23 protein-coding genes are annotated in these 23766 nt (G+C 64.4%); 16 read left to right on the top strand and 7 right to left on the bottom strand.

Features of this window, described 5'->3' with window-relative positions:
- Positions 1-111: 111 nt before the first annotated feature.
- Both JTF07_RS05495 and JTF07_RS05490 read left to right on the top strand, forming a co-directional pair.
- Complete coding sequence (locus JTF07_RS05495; RefSeq protein ID WP_204233240.1) at positions 112-456, top strand: carboxymuconolactone decarboxylase family protein; 345 nt, start codon at positions 112-114, stop codon at positions 454-456.
- 87 nt (positions 457-543) lie between these two features.
- Positions 544-1581: a GlxA family transcriptional regulator gene (locus JTF07_RS05490; protein WP_204233239.1), complete on the top strand. Its 1038-nt coding sequence runs from the start codon at positions 544-546 to the stop codon at positions 1579-1581.
- Between the two features lie 99 nt (positions 1582-1680).
- Here the strand turns inward: JTF07_RS05490 and JTF07_RS05485 are convergent, their stop codons facing one another.
- Positions 1681-2466, bottom strand: a complete 786-nt coding sequence (locus JTF07_RS05485; protein ID WP_204233238.1) for an SDR family NAD(P)-dependent oxidoreductase — start codon at positions 2464-2466, stop codon at positions 1681-1683.
- 110 nt (positions 2467-2576) lie between these two features.
- On the opposite strand from JTF07_RS05485, the gene JTF07_RS05480 reads away from it, so the two are divergent.
- Both JTF07_RS05480 and gap read left to right on the top strand, forming a co-directional pair.
- Positions 2577-3086 carry a MarR family winged helix-turn-helix transcriptional regulator gene (locus JTF07_RS05480; protein WP_204233237.1) on the top strand — a complete coding sequence of 170 codons (510 nt, stop codon included), beginning with the start codon at positions 2577-2579 and terminating at the stop codon, positions 3084-3086.
- Positions 3087-3253: 167 nt separating this feature from the next.
- The gene (gene gap, locus JTF07_RS05475) at positions 3254-4249 is read left to right on the top strand and encodes a type I glyceraldehyde-3-phosphate dehydrogenase (RefSeq protein WP_204233236.1); all 996 of its coding nucleotides are present in this window, start codon (positions 3254-3256) and stop codon (positions 4247-4249) included.
- 120 nt (positions 4250-4369) lie between these two features.
- Here gap and JTF07_RS05470 read toward each other — a convergent pair whose 3' ends face one another.
- The 3 genes from JTF07_RS05470 to JTF07_RS05460 all read right to left on the bottom strand — a co-directional run bounded on the left by JTF07_RS05470 (position 4370) and on the right by JTF07_RS05460 (position 8009).
- The gene (locus JTF07_RS05470; protein ID WP_204233235.1) at positions 4370-4684 is read right to left on the bottom strand and encodes an XRE family transcriptional regulator; all 315 of its coding nucleotides are present in this window, start codon (positions 4682-4684) and stop codon (positions 4370-4372) included.
- A 70-nt stretch (positions 4685-4754) separates the two neighbouring features.
- Entirely contained in the window at positions 4755-6632 is a 1878-nt protein-coding gene (locus JTF07_RS05465; RefSeq protein WP_204233234.1) for a bifunctional sugar phosphate isomerase/epimerase/4-hydroxyphenylpyruvate dioxygenase family protein, read from the bottom strand.
- A gap of 54 nt (positions 6633-6686) precedes the next feature.
- Complete coding sequence (locus tag JTF07_RS05460) at positions 6687-8009, bottom strand: MFS transporter (RefSeq protein ID WP_204233233.1); 1323 nt, start codon at positions 8007-8009, stop codon at positions 6687-6689.
- A 160-nt stretch (positions 8010-8169) separates the two neighbouring features.
- On the opposite strand from JTF07_RS05460, the gene JTF07_RS05455 reads away from it, so the two are divergent.
- Genes JTF07_RS05455 through JTF07_RS05445 form a run of 3 tightly spaced genes read left to right on the top strand, consistent with a single transcriptional unit; the run spans position 8170 to position 10266 of the window.
- Positions 8170-8919 carry an IclR family transcriptional regulator gene (locus JTF07_RS05455; RefSeq protein WP_204233232.1) on the top strand — a complete coding sequence of 250 codons (750 nt, stop codon included), beginning with the start codon at positions 8170-8172 and terminating at the stop codon, positions 8917-8919.
- Between the two features lie 2 nt (positions 8920-8921).
- Entirely contained in the window at positions 8922-9368 is a 447-nt protein-coding gene (gene aroQ, locus JTF07_RS05450) for a type II 3-dehydroquinate dehydratase (protein ID WP_204233612.1), read from the top strand.
- Between the two features lie 55 nt (positions 9369-9423).
- Positions 9424-10266 (top strand): shikimate dehydrogenase, encoded by an 843-nt coding sequence (locus tag JTF07_RS05445; RefSeq protein WP_204233231.1) that lies wholly within the window; start codon positions 9424-9426, stop codon positions 10264-10266.
- A 47-nt stretch (positions 10267-10313) separates the two neighbouring features.
- Here the strand turns inward: JTF07_RS05445 and JTF07_RS05440 are convergent, their stop codons facing one another.
- Positions 10314-11054 carry a DedA family protein gene (locus tag JTF07_RS05440; protein ID WP_204233230.1) on the bottom strand — a complete coding sequence of 247 codons (741 nt, stop codon included), beginning with the start codon at positions 11052-11054 and terminating at the stop codon, positions 10314-10316.
- A 148-nt stretch (positions 11055-11202) separates the two neighbouring features.
- Here JTF07_RS05440 and JTF07_RS05435 point away from each other — a divergent pair, with 148 nt between their 5' ends.
- From JTF07_RS05435 to JTF07_RS05395, 9 genes are all read left to right on the top strand, one after another.
- Positions 11203-11562, top strand: a complete 360-nt coding sequence (locus tag JTF07_RS05435) for a hypothetical protein (protein ID WP_204233229.1) — start codon at positions 11203-11205, stop codon at positions 11560-11562.
- The gene (locus JTF07_RS05430; RefSeq protein WP_252199308.1) at positions 11498-13051 is read left to right on the top strand and encodes a sensor histidine kinase; all 1554 of its coding nucleotides are present in this window, start codon (positions 11498-11500) and stop codon (positions 13049-13051) included. Before JTF07_RS05435 ends, JTF07_RS05430 begins: the two co-directional genes overlap by 65 nt.
- Positions 13048-13707, top strand: a complete 660-nt coding sequence (locus tag JTF07_RS05425; protein ID WP_204233228.1) for a response regulator transcription factor — start codon at positions 13048-13050, stop codon at positions 13705-13707. The genes JTF07_RS05430 and JTF07_RS05425 overlap by 4 nt, the downstream gene beginning before the upstream one ends.
- 69 nt (positions 13708-13776) lie before the next feature.
- Positions 13777-15015 carry a glycosyltransferase family protein gene (locus tag JTF07_RS05420; protein WP_204233227.1) on the top strand — a complete coding sequence of 413 codons (1239 nt, stop codon included), beginning with the start codon at positions 13777-13779 and terminating at the stop codon, positions 15013-15015.
- Positions 15005-16405: a glycosyltransferase family 4 protein gene (locus JTF07_RS05415; protein ID WP_204233226.1), complete on the top strand. Its 1401-nt coding sequence runs from the start codon at positions 15005-15007 to the stop codon at positions 16403-16405. The genes JTF07_RS05420 and JTF07_RS05415 overlap by 11 nt, the downstream gene beginning before the upstream one ends.
- Positions 16402-17637: a glycosyltransferase family 4 protein gene (locus JTF07_RS05410; protein WP_204233225.1), complete on the top strand. Its 1236-nt coding sequence runs from the start codon at positions 16402-16404 to the stop codon at positions 17635-17637. The genes JTF07_RS05415 and JTF07_RS05410 overlap by 4 nt, the downstream gene beginning before the upstream one ends.
- Positions 17634-19490 carry an ABC transporter ATP-binding protein gene (locus JTF07_RS05405; protein ID WP_204233224.1) on the top strand — a complete coding sequence of 619 codons (1857 nt, stop codon included), beginning with the start codon at positions 17634-17636 and terminating at the stop codon, positions 19488-19490. Before JTF07_RS05410 ends, JTF07_RS05405 begins: the two co-directional genes overlap by 4 nt.
- On the top strand, positions 19487-20734 hold the full coding sequence (locus tag JTF07_RS05400; RefSeq protein ID WP_204233223.1) for a phosphotransferase family protein: 1248 nt from the start codon (positions 19487-19489) through the stop codon (positions 20732-20734). The genes JTF07_RS05405 and JTF07_RS05400 overlap by 4 nt, the downstream gene beginning before the upstream one ends.
- Positions 20734-21774: a phosphotransferase gene (locus tag JTF07_RS05395; RefSeq protein ID WP_204233222.1), complete on the top strand. Its 1041-nt coding sequence runs from the start codon at positions 20734-20736 to the stop codon at positions 21772-21774. The genes JTF07_RS05400 and JTF07_RS05395 overlap by 1 nt, the downstream gene beginning before the upstream one ends.
- A gap of 26 nt (positions 21775-21800) precedes the next feature.
- Here JTF07_RS05395 and mgrA read toward each other — a convergent pair whose 3' ends face one another.
- Both mgrA and JTF07_RS05385 read right to left on the bottom strand, forming a co-directional pair.
- The gene (mgrA, locus tag JTF07_RS05390) at positions 21801-22841 is read right to left on the bottom strand and encodes an L-glyceraldehyde 3-phosphate reductase (RefSeq protein WP_204233221.1); all 1041 of its coding nucleotides are present in this window, start codon (positions 22839-22841) and stop codon (positions 21801-21803) included.
- 189 nt (positions 22842-23030) lie between these two features.
- Complete coding sequence (locus JTF07_RS05385; protein WP_204233220.1) at positions 23031-23693, bottom strand: 4a-hydroxytetrahydrobiopterin dehydratase; 663 nt, start codon at positions 23691-23693, stop codon at positions 23031-23033.
- Positions 23694-23766 lie beyond the last annotated feature (73 nt).

Here is a 23766-nt window from a genome sequence, read left to right as displayed (position 1 = left end):
CCATTCAAACGCCGCTGCCCGCCCGTGTATGACGAAAACGGATGCATCCCACTGCCTCGTGGCTGTAGCGTGATGAATTGGAACGATTTCGATCCCAGGAGGTAGCGCACGATGACTGATTTCTTCGATCGCGAAGGCGACGGAAAGTACGACAAGGCCTACAAGGAGACCACCCCGGACATCCTCAAGGCCTTCGGCGATTTCAACAACGCCGTCTTCGCTGAGGACGGGCGTGAGATCCCGCTGAAGTACCGCGAGCTCATCGCCTATGCCGTCGGACTGACCACCCAGTGCACATACTGCATCGATGCGCACTCGAACGCGGCGGTCAAGGCCGGCGCATCGGAGACCGAGCTGGCAGAGACAGCATGGACCGCCTCGGCGATTCGGGCCGGCGGCGCATTCGCCCATGGCCGTCTCGGATTCAAGCTCACAGGAGTCCACGACCACAGCTGAATCGAACGTGGGAGTCATGCCCGATCCTCGGCTGCTCAGAGTCGCTGATGAACGGGGCCGTTCGATTGCCTAGACTGATGAGCAATCATGACTGAAGATTCCCGAACTGCTCTGCGCAGAACACCCCGTCCGCAGCCGCACCGTATTCTCGTGCTGGCTCTGGGCGGGGTGTCTGCCATTGACCTCGGAGTTCCCGTCCAGGTCTTCGGCCGCGGCTCCAATGCCGTCAGCCCCACCGCAACGGTCCATCCCAGCGGAATCCTCCCCGGCGGAACCTGGCCCTACTCGGTTGAAGTGTGCGGAGCCGGTCCCGGATTGGTCACCGGTGCCGACGGTCTCTCCTACTGTGTCGATGTCGGCCTCGACGCGCTGGAATCGGCAGACACCATCGTCATACCCGGCGCCACCTCGGTCGTCGACGATGAGCCATCGGCAGCCGTCGTGGGCGCTCTGCTCTCCGCGTTCGAACGCGGCGCTCGGATCGCCGCGATCTCGACCGGGACCTTCGTCCTCGCACGCACCGGTCTGCTCGCAGGCCGGCGTGCCACGACTCATTGGTCCACGGCGAAGGAACTGGCCCGACGTTATCCCTCGATCGAGGTCGACGAGAATGTCCTGTTCATCGATGAAGGACCGTTGCTGACCTCGGCGGGAGCAGCCTCGGCGATCGATCTCTGTCTCCACCTCATCCGCCGCGACCACGGAGTGGGCCTGTCCAACCAGGTCGCCCGCCGGTTGGTTGCGGCCGCCTACCGCAGTGCCGGGCAGGCCCAATATGTGCCGCGCAGCGTGCCCGACCCTCTCGGCGAGGTCTTCGCCGACACCAGGCAATGGGCCCTGCAGCACCTCGGTGAATCACTGACGCTCACTGACCTCGCGGCAAATGCGGGAGTCTCCGTACGCACCTTCTCGCGGCGCTTCGTCGACGATACCGGGTACACGCCGATGCAGTGGGTGCTCAGAGCCCGCGTCGATCTGGCCAGGGAACTCCTCGAGAACAGCGACTTGGGGATCGAGCAGATTGCTGACCAGGTGGGACTCGGCACCGGAGCGAATCTGCGCATGCACTTCCAGCGCATCCTCTCGACCTCTCCCAATGAATACCGGCACACGTTCTCCGGGTGATGCTGGGCAACGTTCGGCCGGAGGTCTCGCCTGTGCGCCGATGATGTCTCACGCGCGTAGGTGTCTCACGCGCGTAGGTGGCTCATACGCGTAGTTGCCTCACACGGCGGTGGGGAGGACGCCACCATCGGCACGAAGCGCGGCGCCATTCGTTGCCGACGACTTCGCGCTGGCCAGATAGGTCACCAGATTCGCTATCTCCTCGGGTTCGATGAAGCGTTGGATGAGTGAGGACTCACGCACGAGTGTGGACTTCAGCACCTCGGGAGAGAGCGACTGTGCGGAAGCGATCTGCTCGACCGTGTCTGCTACGCCGGTGGAATAGGTCGGACCGCCCAGAACGGTGTTGACCGTGACACCGGTGCCCCGGGTGAGTTTCGCGAGACCATTGCTCAGCGCGAGTGCAGCGGCCTTGGTCGCCCCGTAGTGGATCATGTCGCCGGGCACATCCACGGCGGACTCGGTGCCGACGAAGACGATTCGGCCCCATCCCTGCTTCAGCATCGGCGTGAGAAGGTGACGCGAGAGGCGGACCCCACTCATCACATTGATCTCGAACAGCCGCGACCACTCCGCGTCCGAGATCTCCTCAAACGCAGACACCTCGAAGTGACCCACATTGTTGACCAGCACATCCACGGGTTCGAGTGCCTCGAGGAGTGCACTGACTTGGCTTGAGTCAGCCAAATCAGCGGCTATCCCCGAGACATCGCAGCCGGGCACCAAGGAGCGAAGACGCTCAAGGGCTTCGGACACGCGGGGCTCATCGCGACCGTTGATCACTACGGTGGTGCCCTCTGCTGCCAGGCTCGCGGCGACTGCGAATCCGATGCCCTGGGTGGAGCCGCTGATGAACGCCCTTTTGCCTGAGATCTCTGTGTCCATGGAGCATGTGTCCTTTCGTGCCGCTGTCGACGGCAGCAATTACTTTCCTGAGTAAGTGAATCCTAGATGGTTTAACTTTCCCAGGCAAGTGAAATGCTAGACTGTCGCTCATGATCGATGACCAGTCCGCTGATAAATTCGACCCCGATGAGCTTGAAGCATGGTCGGCAGTGGCGACGCTTCTTGAGTGGCTTCCTGCGGCGCTCGATGCGCAGATGCAGGGTGATTCGGGGATCAGTCATTTCGAATTCGGGATCCTCTTCGCCCTCTCGGGGGCTGAGGGGCAATCGCTTCGGATGAGTGAGCTTGCCGGCTACGCCAACAGCACCCTGTCCCGCTTGTCGCGCGCGGTCGCGCGGCTGGAGCGGAAGCTGTGGGTGCGCAGGGCTCCGGATCCGAGCGACGGTCGCATCACGATCGCGACGCTGACCGACGATGGACAGGAGGCTGTGCGTGCGGCGGCGCCCGGGCATGTTGCTCTTGTGCGCAAGCTCGTCTTCGATTCGCTGACCCGCACTCAGGCTCGCCAGCTGCGCGACAGCAGTCGACGAATCACCGCCGCCATCCGTGCTGACGGCGAGTGGCGTTCCGGTGAATCGACCCTTGGCGGGCGTTGCTGATCGACGACTGAGTGGGTCGAATCGATGCTGGCCAGATACTTTCGGTATCTGGCAATACGTCTGGCTGGAACCTTGCGTAGAATGTCTCTCTGGCCACTGTTGCTGTCTGTGCGAACACGAGACCATAGAGATGTACCCACCAGCAGAACCCCTCCCAAGGAGTGACATTGACTCGCATCGCCATCAACGGTTTCGGTCGTATCGGACGCAGCACACTGCGCGCTCTGATTGAACGCGGCAGTGGCCTGGAGGTCGTCGCCATCAATGATCTCGGCCCCGTCGAAGACCTGGCCAGGTTGCTCAAGTTCGACACCACGCTGGGCCGCTTCGGATTTCCCGTCGAGGTCTCCGGCGATGAGATCATCATCGATGGAAAGCCGATCAAGGTCCTCGCCGAGAAGAACCCCGAGAACCTGCCCTGGTCTGAGATGAACGTCGACGTGGTCCTGGAATCCACCGGACGCTTCACTAAGGCAGACAAAGCACGGGCGCACATCACAGCCGGCGCGAAGAAGGTCCTCGTCAGCGCCCCGTCCAAGGGTGCGGATGTCACGCTGGCCCATGGCGTGAACACCGAGGCCTACAGGCCCGAACACACCATCATCTCCAACGCTTCATGCACGACGAACGCCTTGGCGCCCTTGGCGAAGGTTCTCGATGACCTGGCAGGCATCGAACAGGGCTTCATGACCACGGTCCACGCCTATACCGGCGACCAGATGGTCCAGGACGGACCGCACAAGGATCCCCGTCGTGCCCGGGCCGCCGCGGAGAACATCATCCCGACGTCGACCGGAGCTGCCAAGGCCATCGGCCTCGTGCTCCCGCAGCTCGACGGCAAGCTCAGCGGCGACGCCTTGCGCGTGCCCGTGCCGGTCGGCTCGATCGTCGAGATCAACGCCATCGTGTCCCGTGAGGTCACCCGCGACGAGGTGCTCGAGGCTTACCGCACGGCTGCCGACGGGGAACTCAAGGGAATCCTCGAGTACGAGACCGAACCGATCGTCTCCAGCGACATCGTCGGGCAGGCCGCATCCTCGATCTTCGACTCCGCCCTGACCCGTGTTGAAGGCACGATGGTCAAAGTCACCGCCTGGTACGACAACGAGTGGGGCTTCTCGAACCGTGTCGTCGACAATCTGGAGCTCATCGCCGAAGGCTGAGAGTCCAGCAAGGCGAGGTGAACCTCCAGCTGGATCATCAGCTGACCCCCGCGCAAGACAGAAGCTGCCCCGATCGTGCACAACGCACGGTCGGGGCAGCTTCTGTCCGCACAGTTAGTCTCAGACATCGTCGTCGGCGGGTGTTCCGCCCTCGTCTTCCCAGCGCTCGATGGCGCGAACCTTGGCGCGGTTGAACTTCAGGCGCACTCCATAGCCGCCCTGGGAGTCATCGCGGACGAACCGGGCGCCGAATTCTTCGAGGGCCTCGAGCACGCGGTGCTCCTGCTGTTCGGTGAGGTCGTCGCGTCCCTTCTCGAAGTCCTTGAGTTCGGATTTCTTCACATCGGCTTTGGATGCCATGTCACTGGCAGAGACTCGAACCAGGGCACGGGCCGCACGAGCCAACGGCCCGTCGAAAATCTGTTCATTGCTCATGGTCTCACCCTGCCAGAAGAACCTGGAACCTGCCAGAAGGCCCCGTTGGGCGGTCGGCTCGCCACCCCAACTACGCGGACAGCTGCACGTTCTTCCGATGCTGTGCAGCCAGCCGAACGGGAGCGTCGGGTGCGCCGAATCCGAGGTAGTCGCCTCGGCGCTCGATCATCTCGAAGAAGACCGAGCCGATCGTCGAGGTGTAGAAGTGCAGGAACTCGCCGTGCTCGTCGCGATCGTAGAGGACATGATGGGCCTGCAGGCGCTGCAGGAACTCCGGGTCGAGATCGAAGCGGGAATCGAGGTCCTCGTAGTAGTTCTGAGGTACAGGAAGGAAGTCCAATCCGCGTGACAGCGCGGTGGCGGCGGCATGGAAGACGTCCTCGCAGGCCACGGCCACGTGCTCCGGGTAGGGCTCGGCCACTGAGCCGATTCCACGGCCCGCGACGGCTTCGGCATTCGGCTGCGGAGAGACGTTGAGCGGCATCCGAACTGATCCGTCGGTGCTCGACATGACCTGCGACCTGACCAGCCCTGATGGGCTCGGCACGTCCTGTGAGGACTGAGCGTGCAGTGCCAGCAGCGAGGTGTAGAACAGAACTGCCTCGTCGTAGTGGTTCGACGGTTGGGCCAGGTTCACATGTTCGATGTGCGAGATCTGCTCGTCGTGATCATGGCCGAACTCCCTGATCCACGCCGGTGTCGTCTCGTTGAATTGGTGGAAGAAGACCTCGGAGCCGTCGGGGGCGAAGACTCCGCGCAGCACCTCGTCGTTGTGCGCCTGATCGCGTGGCACCTCCTTCGCGTGCAGCAGCGCGGCGCGTTCCATGGCCGACTTCGAGTCGGCGACTTCGAATCCGATTCCGCGCAGGAACGTAGGGTTCACCGGCGCCGAGGAGGTGCCCGCTTCCTCCGTCACCTCGCTGACGATGATGCGGGCCTTCCCCCGCAGCCACAGCTGCACGTGGGGTTTGCTGCGGTGATAGCCGATGAACTGGAACCCGAGTTGGTGCATCTGGCGAGTCAGGGCGCCGAGGTCGTCGGTGCTCAGCTCGACATAGTTGATGCCGCGCGGTTCCTCCACCTCTGGCAGAGGCTGAAGATCAAGCCCCGAGCCCGGAGCCGCAGAGTCCGCAGATGCATCGGCAATGCTGGCTTCGAGCCAGCGCAGCGAGCGTAGGCCGTCGACTGCGGTCCGGTTGGTATCGCCCTGCCGGAATGAGTCGTTGAAGACCTCAAGTGATACTGGCCCGGTGTAGCCTGTGGCGGCGATCCTGGTCAGGAAGTCGCTGAGATCCCAGGCGCCCTCACCGGGGAAGACACGATGGTGGCGGGACCAGCTGAGGACGTCCATGGTCAGTGCGGGAGCGTCGGCCAGTTGGAGGAAGAAGATCTTGTCTCCGGGAATCTCCGCAATGCGACTCAGGTCCGTGTTGCGCGAGAGGATGTGGAAGCTGTCGAGGCAGGTCCCGATCCGAGGGTGGTCGGCGGCCTTCACCAGGTCCCAGGCATGGTCGTATTCGGAGACGAACCGTCCCCAGGCCAAAGCTTCGTAGGCGATATTCACGCGATGGCGGTCGGCCAGGTCGCCGAGGCGACGCAGCTGTTCCACGACCACGCCGTCATCGGAGATGGTGGCAGTCCCGACGTTCGAGCACAGCAGGATGGTGTCGATCCCGAGCCGGGCCATGAGCTGGAATTTCGTCTCCGCCCGCCTCAGGTTCTTCTGAAACTGCGCCTCGTCGACACCCTCGAGATCCCGGAAGGGCTGGTACAGATCGAGGCTGATGCCAAGATCGGCAGCCAACGTCGCGATGGCCTCGGGGGAGTCGGGGGAGACGACGAGGTCCTGTTCGAAGATCTCGACTCCGTCGAAGCCGGCCCGTGCTGCGGCCCGAAGCTTCTCTTCCAGAGTTCCTGACAGGCAGACTGTTGCTATCGACGTTCGCATGGACGTCCTTCCTTGCTTCTCATCACCGGCAGTTCTTCATCAGCGATACGTTTCTCAGTGTGAGCGTGCCGCGTGGACTGTGTCGATCTCTTCGAGGCTCAGGCTCTTGGTCTCCTTTGCCGTCATCGCGGCCAGTGCCGTGAAGACGCAGACACCGGCGGTGAACCCGGCGACGGAGATCCAATTCTCTCCGGAGGCGCCGGCGACGGCCGAGGCCAGCACCGGTGCGAGTCCGCCGGAGACGGCGAAGCCGATCTGCGTGCCCAGGGCCAGTCCGGTGACGCGAACGGTGGTGGGGAACATCTCCGCGTAGAACGAGGGCCAGATCGAGTTGGACATCGAGTAGGCGCAGCCGGACATGATCGCGCCGCAGATGAAGATGAGGGTCCAGTTTCCGCTGGAGACCGCAGCCAGGTAGGGGAACATCATCAGCCCGGCGCCCAGGGCTCCGATGATGAAGACGGGTTTGCGGCCGATGCGGTCAGAGAGGATCGCGGCGGCTGGGATTGCGAGTAGGGCCACCCCGTTGGCAATGACCGAGACCAGCAGCATGGTCGACCGTTCGAGGCCGACGATCGAGGTGGCGAATGACAGCGACCAGACAGTGAAGACCATGTTCACGGTGTTGACCATGGCGCAGGCCGCCACCCGCAGGACTGCGGCCTTGTGCCAACGGAAGACCGCCATCAGGGGAGGATGCTCATTGCGGGCTTCCTTGAAGGCAGGCGGCTCGTCCAGGCCGCGGCGAATCAGCCAGGCGGTGAGCACCACGAGTGCCGAGAGCCAGAAGGGTATGCGCCAGCCCCAGCTGAACAGCGCCTCCTCGGGGAGGAAGGCGGTGAAGGGGATGAAGACCGCAGTGGCCAGCAGGGTGCCAGCCTGGGTGCCGTGCAGCGTCCAGCTCGTCGTCCAGGCGCGCTTGGTCTCCTCCGAGTGCTCGAGGGAGACGCTGATCGCGCTCGCCTGCTCGCCGGCAGCGGAGAGCCCCTGCACCACTCGGCACAGCACCAGCAGCGCCGGCGCGAGATATCCGATCTGGTCGAAGGTGGGCAGGCAGCCGACGACGAAGGTCGAGAACCCCATGAGGAACAAGGTGAGCATGAGGACGAACTTCCGTCCGAACCGGTCTCCCAGGGGCCCCATGACGAGGGCACCCAGTGGGCGAACCACATATGCGACGCCGACGGTGCCCATCGCCAGAAGGATGGCCATACCCGGAGCAGTCGTGTCTGGGAAGAACAGAACGTTGAGGACCAGAGCTGCGGCGGTTCCGTAGACCGCGAAATCGTAGTACTCGAGAGCCGAGCCCGTCCAACTCGACAGTGCCGCCCTCAGTGGGGTCTTGGCGGGACGAGCGTCATCGGTCGCGTTGATCATGCTTCCTCGCATCTCTCTATTGCCATAATATGGAAGTTGTTGTTACAGTATGGTTTACAGTGTGATCGAGATGACATAGTCTGTCAACGTTCAGTTCACGTCAATGAGCGACGTCCAGTTCACTCAATCGAGCCACTCAGTCGAGCCAAGGAGGCGAAGAATGCCGGCAAAGGGATCCAACTCCGTGACCAAGGCCTTCGACATGCTCGAACTCCTCGGTGACCATGCAGAGGGCATCAGTGCCGCCAGAGCCGCAGAGCTCACCGGCCATCCCTTCAGCACCGCCTACAGGCTGCTCGGAGGGCTCGTCGAGACCGGATACGCGGACTACGAGCCCTCAACCAAGGCCTACACCCTGGGATTGGAGGTCTTCCGTCTCGGGCAGAAGGTTGCGCATCGTCGCGGCTTCGCCGGGTCGTCCAAAGACCTGCTGCAGGCGCTGACGGCGTCCACGGGGGAGTCGAGCATCCTCTCCGTTCGCCGCGGCAATGCCGCGCTCACGGTGATCACCGTCGACGGCCCGCAGTTCCGGACCACGACGGATCCCGGTGACGATTCGCCGCTGCACACCTCGGCGTTGGGGCAGGCGCTCCTCGCCCACGACCCGAACAGCGATGACACGATCGGTGAGCTCGAACTGGAGCCGCGGACTCCGAACTCCATCACCGATCCTGCACAGCTGCGATCCAAGCTCGATCAGATCCGCGTCGCCGGCTGGGCGGGGCAGTCCGAGGAGAACGACATCGGCATGAACGCCCTGGCCGTACCAGTCTTCGACCTCGACGGTCGCCTGCTGGCGGCCCTTGCATTGGCCGCACCGGTGTTCCGCCGAACCTTAGACGAGCTCATCGAATTCGTCCCCCAACTGACCGAGACGGCGGCCGCAATCGCCGCCAGATTGCCCAGGTGACCATGCAGACCGTCCTCATCCTCAACGGACCCAACCTCAACCTCCTCGGCGTGCGCGAACCCGAGATCTACGGCCACACCACATTGGCCGACATCGAGGACATGTGCACCGCAAGCGCCGCCGAGGTTGGCCTGGGCGTCCGCTGCATCCAGAGCAACCACGAGGGCGAGCTCATCGATGCCGTGCACGAGGCCCGAGAGACCACTGTGGGTGCCATCATCAACGCCGGCGCCTATACACACACGTCTCTGGCACTCCACGATGCACTCAAATCCTATGATCATCCGATCATCGAAGTGCACCTGAGCAATCCGCATGCCCGCGAATCATTCCGTCACCACTCCTACCTCTCACCCGTGGCAGCCGCGGTGATCGCCGGTGCCGGCGCCAAGGGGTATGTGCACGCGATGGAGATCCTGGCCGACAAGCTCGGCACCGCGGCCCGCTGAACAGCGGCGAGCACGTCAGACACGAACACCACACGCACCACACGAAAGTGAGACAATGACCCGGTCACTGCTCCTGGGACTCATCGGCGAAGGCATCTCCGCCTCCCGCACCCCGCGCATGCACGAGAACGAAGGCGCTGCGCACGACCTGACCACGATCTACCGCACGATCGACATCGCCGAGGAGCGACTGGCCTCTGTGCCGCTGACTGAGCTGCTGACATCGGCGGTGAACCTCGGCTTCGACGGACTCAACATCACCCACCCCTTCAAACAGCAGGTCATCGACCACCTCGACGAGGTTGCCCCCGGCGCTCGCCGGATCGGCTCGGTCAATACGGTCGTCATCGACGAAGCTGGACGGACGACCGGTCACAACACCGACGTCACCGGATTCGCACGAGGATTCGAAGCAGGACTCGACGGTGCCGCAAGAAATCGCGTCGTGCAGATCGGCGCGGGCGGAGCAGGACGCGCCGTCGCCTTCGCGCTGTCAGAGCTGGGGGTCAAGGACCTCGTCATCGCCGACATCAGTGCACAGCGAGCTCAGGATCTGGCCGCCGAGATCGGCGACCACGTCCGCGCGATCTCAACACAAGAGCTGGAACCGTCCATCACCTCGGCGGACGGGATCGTCAACGCCACCCCGGTCGGCATGGCGGCCTTTCCTGGAACGCCCTTCGACACCGGGCTGCTGGATCCGCAGACCTGGGTCGCCGATGTCGTGTACTTCCCACTCGAGACCCAACTGCTCCGGGAGGCCATGGACAAGGGCTGCCGGACTCTCGACGGTTCAGGTATGGCCGTCAACCAGGCGATCGACGCCTTCGAACTCTTCAGCGGATGCAAGGCCGATCCGAGGCGGATGCGCGAGACCTTCCTGTCCTTCGGCGCCTGAGTTCGACCTCCGCTGAGCCCGCGATCACCGAGGCGTGAAACGGCGGCTCACTGCGCGTTCTTCTGCTTGCGGTATTCCCGGATATAGGTGATGACGAAGATGCCGACGATGATCGCCAAGGTCAGCCACAGCGCGTACTTGTCGACGACCTTGAGCACATCGACGGCGGCCTCACCGAGCTGATAGCCCAAGGTCGTCCAGATGATGGTGAAGAGCAGGCACCCCAGGAGGTCGGCGATGAGGAACAGTGACAGTCGCATCCGCGTCCAACCGGCGACGAGGTAGACGAGGGTTCCCGGTACTCCCGGGCACCGGGAGACGATGGTCATGAGGAACAGGGCCCAGTTGGGGATCCGCTTGAGGGATTCGATTCGCTTGAGCTGTCGCTCGTTCTGGGCGAAGAGCCGCAGGATTCCGTCGCCCCAGCGTCGGCCGGCCAGCCAGAATGCCCAGTCGAGTTTCGCCATTCCGATGAATCCCGCAACGACGACGAGCCACAGTGGAATCTCGCCGATGCGGGCGTAGGCTCCGGCCGCGACGACCGCGGTCTTCGCGCCGTTGATGAATTCCTGCAGGACCGGTGCATTGACCAGCATCCAAGGGCGCAGCGGCATGAGTCCCAGGTAGACGAGGGGGACGCCGATGATGAGGAAGAGCAGCACTTTGTCCAGGCGCGAGGCCTTGCCCTGCCATGGTTTGAGCGCGGCCCAGGGGCTCGCGTCGGAGGAATCAGCGCTTTCGGATTCCTCGAACCGGGCCTCGTCATCGGGCAGACGGTTCTCACTCATCAAATGCTCCTGCATGGGGCTGTGCGGTCGGCGCTCACGGTATCACAGCGACTCAGGTGATCCCTGGCAGTGCACGGCTGATCTGTCTAAGAAGACTCTCATCGCTGATCGCTCGACAAACCCTCCGGCCTTGGGCAGTGTTGAGAGCGTGGAAGGAAGATCGAAGATTCTGGGCTCGGTGGTAGCCGCTCTGGTGATCGTGCTCGCAGTTCTCACGGTCATCATCGTCAGGAGCTCCGCTCAGCCGGAGCCGCCAGATCTCACCCCGGTCGAAGTCACCCCCGAGACCTCGGCACCCTCGAACGCCGAAGGATCTGCCGATAGGCCCACCGAGTCGACCAAGTCCTCCGATTCCTCCGGCGAGTCAACTGTGCCCGACGAACTCGAACATTCCTATGAGCCGGTGCCCAACCCGCCGCGCGAAGTGCCCGCCGATTCCGACGATGACGACGGCGACGATGATGGCGACGACGATGACGGCGACGACGGCGACGATGATGACGACTGAACGTCGCATCCGGATGACCGTTCAGAATCGACTGACGATCACGGTCGCCATTCTCTCCGTCCTCGCTCTCACTGTCGTCGGACTCGTCCTCTACACCGTCGAAGCGAACAACGTCGAGGGTCGGAATACGGCCGCCATGGCGCAGGAGATCGCAGAGATGCGCTCCTTCGCCCAGAACGGCGTCGACCCCGAGACAGGGGAGCGCTTCACCTCTGTCGACCAGATCCTCAGCCAGTTCCTCGCCCAGAATCGGCCAGACGAAGATGAGACCCTGTTCGCCTTCCTCACCGATGGTCGTGTCCTGTACCAAGGAGAGCCGAATTCCGCGGTGAACGGTTCCGCGGAGTTCGAGAAGGCCGTGGCCGGAATGTCCGCTGACGGCGGCGAGATCAACCTGACCATCGACGGCGACGAATACGACGGCTACGTACTGCCGATCACCTCCGGACCCGGACAGGGCACGCCAGGTGGAGGCACGCCCGGTGGAGCCACAGCCGGCGGAGACACGGCCGGCGGCGACAGTGCCGGCGGTTCCACGTCAGATGCGGACAACGGCCTGGGGTCGTTCGTCGTCGTGCACAACGTCACCGCCAGCCACGCCGATCTCTCGCAGGTCATGCAGATCTACGTCGTCGTCGCGCTGGCCGCTGCGCTGCTCATCTCGGGGATCTCTTCGGTGCTGGCCAGGCGGCTTCTGGCTCCGGTCACCGAGTTGCGACAGACCGCGCAGTCGATCTCCGGCGGCGATCTCAGCAGCCGGCTCGCCACACGAGGCAATGACGACATCGCCGAGCTCGGACGAACATTCAACGATATGCTCGACCGCCTCGAAGCCTCTTTCGAGACGCAGAAGCGCTTCCTCGACGACGTCGGTCATGAGCTCCGCACACCCCTGACCATCCTCAGCGGCCATCTTGAGACCATGGACTCCAGCGACGTCGATGATGTCGATGAGACTCGGACGATGCTGCTCGATGAAACCGACAGGATGGCCCGCCTCGTCGAGGAGCTGCTCATTCTGGCGCGTTCTCGTCGCCCCGACTTCGTTCGACCGGGCCAGGTCGACATCCCTTCGCTGCTCAATGAGACCCTGGCGAAGGCCAAAGGGCTGGGACAGCGTGATTGGAAGGTCGAGACTCCACCGGCCGTCGTCCTCACCGCTGATCGACAGCGGCTGACGCAGGCTCTGCTGCAGTTGGCCGCAAACGCCTTCGAGCACACCGAGGCCGATCAGTCGATCACCTTCGGCGCCGGCGTCGACAGTGACAGCGTCCATCTCTGGGTTCGCGACGAAGGAAGCGGTGTCCCGGATGAGATCGCAGCCGACATCTTCGAACGATTCAGCCGAGGGTCGACCGAGGGACACGGGTTCGGCCTCGGACTGTCCATCATCATGGCCATCGCCGAGGCGCATGGAGGGACCGTCGTCCTCGATCACGTGTCCAGGGGCGCCCAGTTCCGAATGATCCTGCCGAAAGGACCGCAGTGAACAGAATTCTCGTTGTCGAAGATGAGGAGCGGATCTCCGCCTTCATCGCCAAGGGGCTCAAAGCCGCAGGCTTCAGCACAGAGATCGCTGCAGATGGGATCTCGGGTCGAGACCTGGCGCTGACAGGAGACTTCGACCTGCTCGTCCTCGACATCGGCTTGCCTGGCCTCGACGGATTCAGCGTTCTCGGCCAGCTGCGCACACAGCGCCCCGACCTTCCGGTCCTCGTGCTCACCGCACGTGACAATGCAGACGACACGATCTTCGCGTTGGAGTCCGGCGCTGCCGACTACATGATCAAACCCTTCCGCTTCGGCGAGCTGCTGGCCCGCATCAGACTGCGGCTCAAGGAGACGATCATCGAAGCTCCGAAGACAGAACTCGTTCGCGCAGATGTGCACATCGACCTTCTCAGGCGACAGGTGCGGGTGGCTGGGAAGATCGTCGACCTTTCTGCCCGTGAGCTGTCATTGGCAGAGATCCTGCTGCAGAACCGCGGCAATGTGCTCTCGCGGGAACAGCTGCTCTCACATGTGTGGGGCTTCGACTTCGATCCCGGTTCCAATGTCGTCGACGTCTACGTCGGCTATCTGCGCAAGAAGCTGGGCAGCGACTTCGTCACCACCGTGCGCGGGTTCGGCTACCGCGTGGACTGAATGCGAGCCTAAGAGTCTTCTCATCTGCGTCTTAACTCCACCTTAATCAGGCAGACCAGGATGAAGAGTATGAATTCCACTCTGAGAATCGCATTGTTCTCCCACGACTCCCTGGGTCTGGGACACATCCGCCGGAACCGTGCCTTGGCCTTCGCCCTGGCCAAGGACCTTCCCACACTGACCGGACGCAGAGTGAGCGGGCTGCTCATCGCAGGCAACCCCGAGGCCACACGCTTCGATCTCCCCGCTGGATGGGACTGGGTGATTCTGCCCGGTGTGACCCCGTCTGCTGGAGGCTACGAGCCCCGGGCATTGGCCTCATCGATGGAAGGGCTCAGCGCCCTGCGGGCCGCCGCGATCACCGCGATCCTCGACCAGCAGGACCCTGAACTCTTCATCGTCGATCGTCACCCCTTCGGCATCGACGGCGAACTGAACGAAGCGCTCGACCATGTCAGGGCACGCGGGTGCCGCACGGTCCTCGGCCTGCGCGAGGTCCTCGACACACCCGCGGTGATCGAACGCGAATGGGATCGGGTCGGCGGAGCCGGCGTCGTCGCTGATGCCTTCGACGAGGTCTGGATCTACGGTGACCCGGACGTCTACGACCCAAGGGCGACCGGTGAAGTGCCTGAGGAGCTTGCGCGCATCTCGGAGTGCACCGGATACCTGGCCATGGAACGCCCCGTGGAACATTCCGTGGATCGTGCGACGACAATGCGCGGACGGTTCGTCCTCACCTGCCTGGGGGGAGGCTCCGACGGGGCCGACCTCGCATCGATCGCGGTACGTGCACGTCCACCGGCAGGCCACACCCACCTGGTCGTGACGGGTCCCCAGATGGACTTCGCCGAGTTCGAAGCTCTCAAACGATCCGCGTCGGAGTCGACCATCGTCATCCGCCACAGCGACGACGTTCCAGGCCTCATCGACCGGGCATCCGCACTCGTGTGCATGGGTGGATACAACACCATCAGCGAGGTGATCGCGACGACGACTCCGGCCCTCGTCGTCCCCCGGAACGGGCATCGTGCCGAGCAGCCTCGGCGGGCATCTGCGCTTGCCGCCGTCGGCGCGATCGACACACTGTCCATTGATCGCATGAGCGCAACGGCGCTCAGCGACTGGTTCAACCGGCAGGTCGATCACTCCATCGACCGCTCGCACATCGACCTGGCAGGGCTGGCCTCGGTCGCGCACCTCGCTGCCGAACTCATCGGCCCGCACGTCACCGCCATCATCCCTGACCACAGTCCCTCGGCCCTCGGCGCCGTCGCTTCAATCGAGGAGGCCAGCTATGCAGGCTGAACACGCACCCACACACGCACCGACATCTGCGCACCTGAGCACCAAACGCGCCTACGTCCTGAAGATGTACCCGCGCTTCTCCGAGACCTTCATCGTCTCCGAGATCCTCGCCAGAGAGGCTGCCGGGGAGGAGCTCATCATCTTCTCCCTGCGGCCGAGCACCGATACCCGCTTCCACCCAGAGCTGGCCAGGGTCAAGGCCCCGGTCATCCACGTCGAACGGCCTTCGAGCGCCCGCAGCTTCTGGCAGACCTGGCAGGAGAGCATGCAAGAACCGAGGATCGCCGCTGGTCTCAAGACCCACCTCGGCGACATCACAGAGCTGAGCCACGACGATGCCGTCCAGGCCGCTGCCGTGGCCCGCTTGGCGCTCGAACACGAGGTCACCCACCTCCACGCCCACTTCGCTTCGGTGGCGACGACGGTGGCTCGGGCCGCCTCGGCGCTGACGGGGATCGCCTATTCGTTCACCACGCATGCGAAGGACATCTTCCATGAGAGCGTCGAACTCGACGATCTGAGCCGGAAGGTCGCCGACGCCGACCACGTCATCGCCATCAGCGACTACAACCACAGCTATCTGCGTCGCACCCTCGGCCCTGAGCTCAGCGAGCGGATCGTCGTTGTGCGCAACGGTCTCGAACTCGACCGCTTCCCCTATCGTCCCGACATCGCTGAGCGACCGAGCGGTGCGGCGCAGGCGATCCCCTCGCTTCTGGCCGTCGGGCGCCTCGTTGAGAAGAAGGGATTCGCACACCTGCTCGCCGCGCTCGCCCGGCTGCGCGACAGCGGCCTGCCCTGTCACCTCGACCTTGTCGGCACGGGTCCGCTTGAGGACGAGCTGCGCGAACTCATCGTCACGAGCCACCTCACCGAGCTCGTCGACATGCACGGAGCGCTGACCCAGTCCGAAGTCCGCGAGATGTTCGTCAGCCACGACGTCCTCGTCGCCCCGTTCGTCATCGGCGCAGACGGCAATGCCGATGGCCTGCCGACCGTCCTGCTCGAAGGCATGGCCACCGGAATCCCGTGCATCGCCGGCACAGTCACGGCCGTGCCCGAGGTCATCATCGACGATGAGACCGGGTGGCTGGTCGAGGGGGATGCCCCCGATCAGATCGCATCCACCATCGCCGAGGTGGCCCATCGGCTGCGGGAGAATCCTGCTTCCGTACGAGAGATCACCGATGCTGCTCGCCGCCTCGTGTGCCGAGAGCACGACTCGCGCGCCCAGGCCCGAGAACTTGCCGACCTGGTGACAGGCGCAATCGCGACCGAGACTCCGGCGGCAGACGTGCTCGGTCACGTCGCATCGAACACTGGTCACCCAGCGCCGCTCTCCGGCGAAGCCACGCCGAACGCCGACCGAGAACTGGAGCATGTGTCATGAGAATCGCCTACATTCTGCTCGACCCGGGCATCGGAGTATTCGGCACCAAGGGCGCAAGCGTCCACGTGCAGGAAGTCATCCGCACCTTCAGAAGCCTCGGCCATGATGTCAGCGTCTTCTGCACCCGCACCGATGACGACGTCCCGAGCGACCTCGCCGATCTCAACGTCACCCGCCTCAAGGTGCCCGGCGGCCTTGATCGAAGCCAACGGGAGATGGCGCTCATGCGCCTCTCCGACATGCTCGCTGATATGGTCGTCCACACCGCGTCTGCTCCGGATGCGGGAGCCGGCCAGGCCTTCGACCTCGTCTACGAACGGTATTCGCTGTTCTCCACCGCCGGAGCGCAGATCAGCGGCCGCCTCGGCGTGCCTCTGGTCCTCGAGGTCAACGCACCGCTGCTCGCTGAGCAGAAGCAGCATCGCGGTCTCGTCCACGATGCGCATGCCGCTCGGACCACAGCCCACAGCTTCGTCGAAGCCGAGCGGATCGTCTGTGTCAGTTCCGCTGTTGCCGCCTGGGTGGAGCGGGACTACCCGGGGCTGCGCGATGTCGCGGTGGTCCCCAACGGTGTGAACACGCAGCGGATCACACCGGCACAGTCGTCTGCAGGGAGGGGCAGCCTCGGCGAGGAAACAGCTCACGGCGAGGACCCACGTCACGAACGACCTGTTCCGAGTCGCGATCAACCTGTGCGGATCGGCTTCGTGGGAACCCTCAAACCCTGGCACGGCACCGACCGGCTCATCGAGGCCTGTGCCGATCTGCGCGGGAACTTCCATCTCGATATCCTCGGGCACGGACCGGAGACGGAGGCTCTGCAGAAGCAGGCGCAGGCTCTTCGCCTCGGTGACCGCGTGACCTTCCACGGGGCGCTCGCCCCCGCAGAGATCCCTGACCGACTGCGCACCTTCGATATTGCTGTGGCCCCGTACCCGGCAGGGGAGAACTACTTCTCGCCGCTGAAGATCTACGAGTACCTGGCAGCGGGACTGCCCATCGTCGCCTCGGCGATCGGTTCGATTCCCGAGGTCCTCGACGGCACCGGTGCGGCGGCGCTTGTGCCTGCCGGCGACTCCAGTGCGCTGGCAGGTGCCCTGCAGAACCTCATCGACGACGCCGAGGCGAGGCAGCGAATGGGTGCTGCCGCCCGTGCCGAAGCACTTGCCCATCATTCGTGGACCAGTCGGTGCCAGGAGATACTGGCGCCGTTCGTGTTGGAGCCGGTATGAGTCAGACCTCGAAAGCGAAGAAGTCCCGGTCCACGATCTCGCCCGGGGCGCTGAAGCGAACCCTGCGGATCCTCACCCCGCACCTGGGCCAGCATAAGTGGCTCATCTTCGGCGGGCTGGCCGCACTGTTCTGCGACGTCATCTTCCGCATCCTCGAACCATGGCCGCTCAAGATCGCCATCGATGCCGTGACCTCTGCCCTGGGCGCAGAGATCGGGCCGACCATCGGCGTCGGATCGAACGTCGGGATGACCTTGGCCGCGGCTGCGATCGGTCTGGCGGTCATCGTGGCAGGCAGAGCCGTGGCGAACTATGCCTCGACCATCTGCTTCGCGCTCGTCGGCGCCCGAGTCGCGACCCAGCTGCGCTCGCGGGTCTTCGAACATGTGCAGGCTCTGTCGCTGAGGTACCACTCGCGGGCCTCGATCGGAGACACCTCCCAGCGCCTCGTCGGCGATATCGGACGCCTCCAGGAAGTGGCAGTGACAGCCGGTCTTCCGCTGGTGGGCAACGTCATCACCCTGGCGGTCCTCCTCGTCGTCATGGTCATCCTCGACCCGGTGCTCAGCGCCATCGTGCTCATCACCGCAGCGATCTACGGGGTGCTGTCGAAGTTCGCGACCCCGAAGATCACGACAGCCTCTCGCTCGACCCGCAAGGGAGAAGGCAGGCTCGTGGGCTCCGCCGCCGAAGCGCTGGGCGCCATCCGCGTCGTCCAGGCCTATGGTCTCGAGGGCACCGTGGCACGCGAATTCTCCAATGGAAACGAACGCGCACTCAAGGCCGGTGTGCGTGCCCGCCGTCTGGCCGCGGGGCTGGAACGATCAACCGACGTGCTCGTCGGTGTCTCCCAGGCGCTGGTGCTCATCTTCGGCAGCTACCAGGTGCTGCGCGGGGCCATGTCCCCCGGGGACCTGGTGCTGTTCCTCATGTACCTCAAGATCGCGATGAAGCCGCTGCGCGATATGGCCAAATACACCGGCCGCATCGCCCGAGCCACCGCGTCCGGGGAACGGATCGCCGATCTCCTCGACGAACCGATCGAGATCGCTGATGTTCCCGGCGCCCTGACCATGGGGCCCGTCGTCGGTGATGTTGTATTCGACCGCATCACCTCGGCGGACGGCCATGGGAACCCGCTGTTCAATGACTTCAATCTGCTGATCCCCGCGGGGCAGAAGGTGGGGATCCTCGGCGCCTCCGGAGCCGGGAAGTCCACGTTGATGAGTTACCTGCTGCGGCTCTCACAGCCGGAATCGGGATCGATATTCATCGACGGCTACGACACGCACAACGTCACAAGGTCCTCCCTGCGCTCGAACGTGTCGGTGCTTCTGCAGGAATCGGTTCTGTTCGCCGCGACCGTGCGGGAGAACATCCGCTACGGCCGTCTGGACGCCACCGACGCCGAGGTGGAAGACGCGGCTCGTGCGGCCCAGGCCGAGGAGTTCATCTTAGGACTGCCCGAGGGGTATGACACCGTGTTGGGCAACCGAGGTGACACGCTCTCCGGTGGACAGCGACAACGTCTGGCCATCGCCAGGGCATTGGTCCGTGACGCACCTGTCGTGGTCTTCGACGAGGCGACTTCCGGTCTCGACCCGCAGACCCGTGGGCAGGTCGCGGGCTCGGTGTCGAAGCTGACCGAAGGCCGGACGAGCATCGTCATCACTCACGACCTGGCGATGATCCGCGACCTCGACCGAGTGCTGTGGCTCGAGGACGGCCAGATCGTCGAAGACGGATCGCTGAGCGATTTGGCCAGTGACCCGAACACCAGAATCGCTCGCTGGATGCGCACACAGGCCGAGGATTCCCAGATGGGGAACACTTTCAAGGAGGTGGCGGGATGACGAATCTCCAGGACATGGATGAGGCAACCGCAGAATTCGCAGGCCTGCCGTATGTCACCGAGCTCAGGTCAGCCGAAGCACTGTCTCAGCGTGTGGGATCTGCCGTCGTCCCGACCCGGATTCGGGTCAAACGCGGCCGCAGCGCCATCGTCTCCTGGCGGCGCAAGGGTGAGGGCAGCCTCGGCGGACTCCAGAGCTGGGGGTGGAGCGCGGTTGTGACCAGCGCGGACAAACTCGCCAATATCCGCAGGAGGGCCGCCCGCGCAGGTGAGCCGGTGGTCGTTCACGAATGCAGCGAGCCGAGATCCGCCGGTGCCACGGGCAGCGTGCTGCTCAGCGGATCGGTGTTGGCCGATTCGAAGCTGGGCAAGGAGATCGCCCGAGCGACGCAGAGCCTGTCCGGCGCAGACGCCCTCGAAGTGATCCGCTACAACCCGGGCCGGCGCGTGCTGCTCAAACACACTGGGCAGACCTCGGGCGACCCCGAGTTCATCCGCATCGGCACCCATTCCCAGCAGCACCTGGTCAGGACCACCGCACAGTGGGCCAGGTGGGGTCTGCCGACTCTTCCCGTCGAGTCCGTCGGCAGCAGGGGCACGGCTGTGCGCTCCCCGTGGTGGGGGACCGGTGACCTCGAGACCCACCCGGATCTGGCAGCGGCAGAGGAAGCAGGAGTGATCATCGCAGAACTCCACCGGCACACCCCCGCCGAGGGTGTCCCTGGCTTCTCGACATCGCCGATCGATCAAGCAGCTGCGGCCGCAGACGTGTTGTCGCAGCTGCTGCCTGAGGTCGGCGGCGCGACGGAAGACCTCGTCCGGCGACTTCACCATCGTGTCGGGAACGAGGGCGGAACGGTGGTCGGCGCCGAAGCCGGCCTGGGTGCACGCGCGATTCACGGTGACCTCAGCCCCGACCAGGTGCTCATCGGACATTCGGAATGTCGCATCATCGACCTCGATCGGGCCGGCGTCGGGCACGTCGGAATGGATCTGGGCAGGTGGGTGGCCGCCTGTCGGCGACGTACCGATGTGGCGGCCGAAACCCTCGAAGCCGGTTTCCTCGACGGTTATCGGAGCGCTGGAGGGGCCGAGGTCGACGTGGAAGCGTGGGCCGTTTGGGCCATGCTCGTCACGGCCCTCGAACCGTGGCGGGAGTGCCGACCGGATTGGCAGCAGGCCACGCTGCGGGCCATCGGCGATGCGCAGCAGGCGCTGACCGCAAGCGAACGCCGGGTCTCGTGATGACGTCACGCATCATCTCCGACGTCGTCACGGTCGACGGTGAGACATGGGCAGTGCGCCGCGCCTGGCCGGCCAGCCGCAACCGGATCGCCATCGAGGCGAAGAAGAACTCGGCGATCAGAGCCGGATTCCTCTGTGCCGGGCATGTGGACATGCTCGACGCGGGCAGAGATCCGAAGCTCCCGGGACTCGAACGGCTCCTCGCCTCTGCCGGAAACCAGCTGATCTCGCACCGGCCAGGCAAGAGAGCAGTGATCCGACTGGCCGACGGAGGCTTCGCCAAATGTGTGCGGTCGGCACGGGCGGCAGACATCATCGCCGGCCAGGACCGGGCCGAATCCTTCCGGAACGGCTTCGCACTGCCGAATGTGGTGTCTGCGGATGACTCAGCAGTGGTGCTCAGCGCACTGCCGGGCGTTGAACTTCACGATCCGCAGCGTCTTGGTGCTGAGTGGTCGCGTGCCTGGACGGATGCCCTCGACGCGTGGGCGCTCGCCGCCGGAGAGGCTGTGAGCTCGATGCCTGTTCATTCGGCAGCATCGGAGGTGCAGGTGCTCGAGGAGTGGCGAGATCGCGCCTACGAGTTCCTCGGATCACAGCTTCCCGAGATCGACTCCCTGATTGAGGACGTGCGCGCTGACCTCCTCGATTCCAGGGCCGCCTCGGCGGGCGAAGAGAACGCGGGCGAAAGGAATTGGGGGCCGATCCATCGGGACCTCCACGACAAGCAGATCATGTGGGACCCGGTTGCGGGACCAGGATTGCTCGACGTCGACACCGCCTGCCTGGGTGAACGCGAACTCGACCTCGGCAATCTGCGCGCCCACGCACGGTGGCGCACTCAGCAGGGGATCTGGACGCCAGACGACGCCGAGGCGGTGGTCCAGGAGATCTCCCGCGTCACCTCGGCGAGCGGACTCGGTCCACGGCGGGTGCGCACCTATGAGCGCTCAGCACTTGTGCGGCTGGCCTGCGTCTATGCGTTCCGGCCGCGGTGGAGCTCGCTGACTGGCGTTCTGCTTGACGCCGCGCACGAGTAACTCTTCAGCAGGAGGCTGCCGGGGTCTCAGTCCTGCGTGCTGCGGCGGGCGTCTGCCCAGATGTCGACGCCGGAATCGATGGCGAACTCATCGATTGCGGTCAGTTCCTCTGCGCTCAGCGGATCTGTGTCGAGGGCGGCGACATTGTGCTCGAGCTGCGAGACACGGCTGGACCCGATGACCAGCGAGGACACACGATCGTCGCGCAGTGCCCAGCTCAGGGCCATCTGTGCCAGCGACTGACCGCGCGCCGCCGCGATCTCGTTGAGTCCGCGGATGCGCTCGAGGTTGTCCTCGGAGAGGAACCCGTCCTTGAACGACGGGGTGGCTTTGCCTGCGCGCGAGTCGTCGGGGACGCCACCGAGGTATTTGTCGGTGAGCAGCCCCTGCGCGAGAGGGGAGAAAGCGATGACGCCCAAGCCCTCGGACCCTGTGGTCTCGAGCAGATCATCGGATTCGATCCAGCGGTTGACCATCGAATAGGAGGGCTGGTGGATGAGCAGCGGTGTGCCCAGGTCCTTCGCCAGCGTCGAGGCCCTGGCGGTGTCGGCTGCCGAGTACGAGGAGATGCCTGCGTAGAGGGCACGTCCCGAGCGCACCGCGGTGTCGAGCGCGCTGATGGTCTCCTCCAGCGGTGTCGAGGCATCGGGGCGGTGGGAGTAGAAGATGTCGACATAGTCCAAGCCCAACCGCTTCAGCGAGGCGTCGAGGCTGGCGAGCAGGTACTTCCGGCTGCCGCCAGGACCACCGTATGGTCCTGGATGCATCGCCCAGCCGGCCTTGGTCGAGATGATGAGCTCGTCGCGATACGGATGGAGGTCCTCGCGCAGCAGTCGACCGAAGTTCGTCTCGGCCGAGCCGGGCGGCGGTCCGTAGTTGTTCGCGAGGTCGAAATGGGTGATCCCCAGATCGAAGGCCCGACGCACGATGTCGCGCTGATTCTGGAAGGCGACGTCATCGCCGAAGTTGTGCCACAGCCCCAAAGACAGAGAGGGAAGAACCAGACCGGATCTGCCGACCCGGCGATAGGTCATCGATTCATAGCGGTCATCGGCTGCTTGATACACGGTGCCTCCTGCGGCGTGAAAAGACTCGAGATGCTCAGCTCAGCTTATGCGAGAACGAGGAACGATTCGCTGGCAGGCCCGGCGGGACGGGCTGGCCTGCCAGGACTGGCTGGCTCGGCTGGCCCTGCTGGCCCGGCAGGCATCGTGCACCTGCCAGTGCGACACCTCGGTGGCGGTCTCCGGCAGACGCTAGGGACGATTCTCCAGGGTGCAGACGCATGCGCGATTGCCGTCGGAATCGGCAAGGACGGTGAACGACGGCGCATGGGACTCATCGACGACCGTGCCACCGGCCGCGACGGCCGCGCGGATGCGCTCGGGTGCGACCGCGCCGGGGACCGAGACGTCGACGTGCAGGCGCTGATGCGGCACCTCGTGCTCTTCGCAGTCCTGGAACCACAGCAACGGCATCTGCCCGGCGGGGTCGATGACATCGGGGCCGGAGACATTGCTCGCATCGCCGGTGAGCAGGGCGGCCCAGAACGGGGCAATGGCGTCCGGGTTCGCTGTGTCCATGCCGAGCTCGAGCAGCGCGGGTGCCTTCGGATCCGCGGTCACCCCCACCGAGGCGGCGAGCTCGCTGATCTGCGCCGCGAGCTTGAGGTCGCGTTCAGTCACGGCTCCGGTGTCGTGACTGGTCAGACGGATATCGACATGAGGAAAGGTCAGGGTGACATCCGGATGGTGGTTCGCCTCCTCGGCGGCGGCACCGATGCGTGCGACGAGGTCCAGCCCGGTCGCGAAGTCGCCGGTGAGGAAGCGGGCGCCGAGACAGTCCGGCAGCCCCTGCCAATCGGCGAGACCGTGCGCATCGAGAGTGTCGAGCAGCTTCTGTCCGGTGTATGCAGTCATGCAATCATGCTAGGACCCGGACCGGTGCCTGTGAAGTGGTCGACGGTTCCGATATCAGCGTCTCACGAACCTC

This window comes from Brevibacterium sp. RIT 803, from assembly GCF_016892625.1.
GTDB lineage: Bacteria > Actinomycetota > Actinomycetes > Actinomycetales > Brevibacteriaceae > Brevibacterium.
The sequence above is the reverse complement of the archived record's forward strand: the minus strand, read 5'-3'. Positions and strand labels throughout refer to the sequence as shown.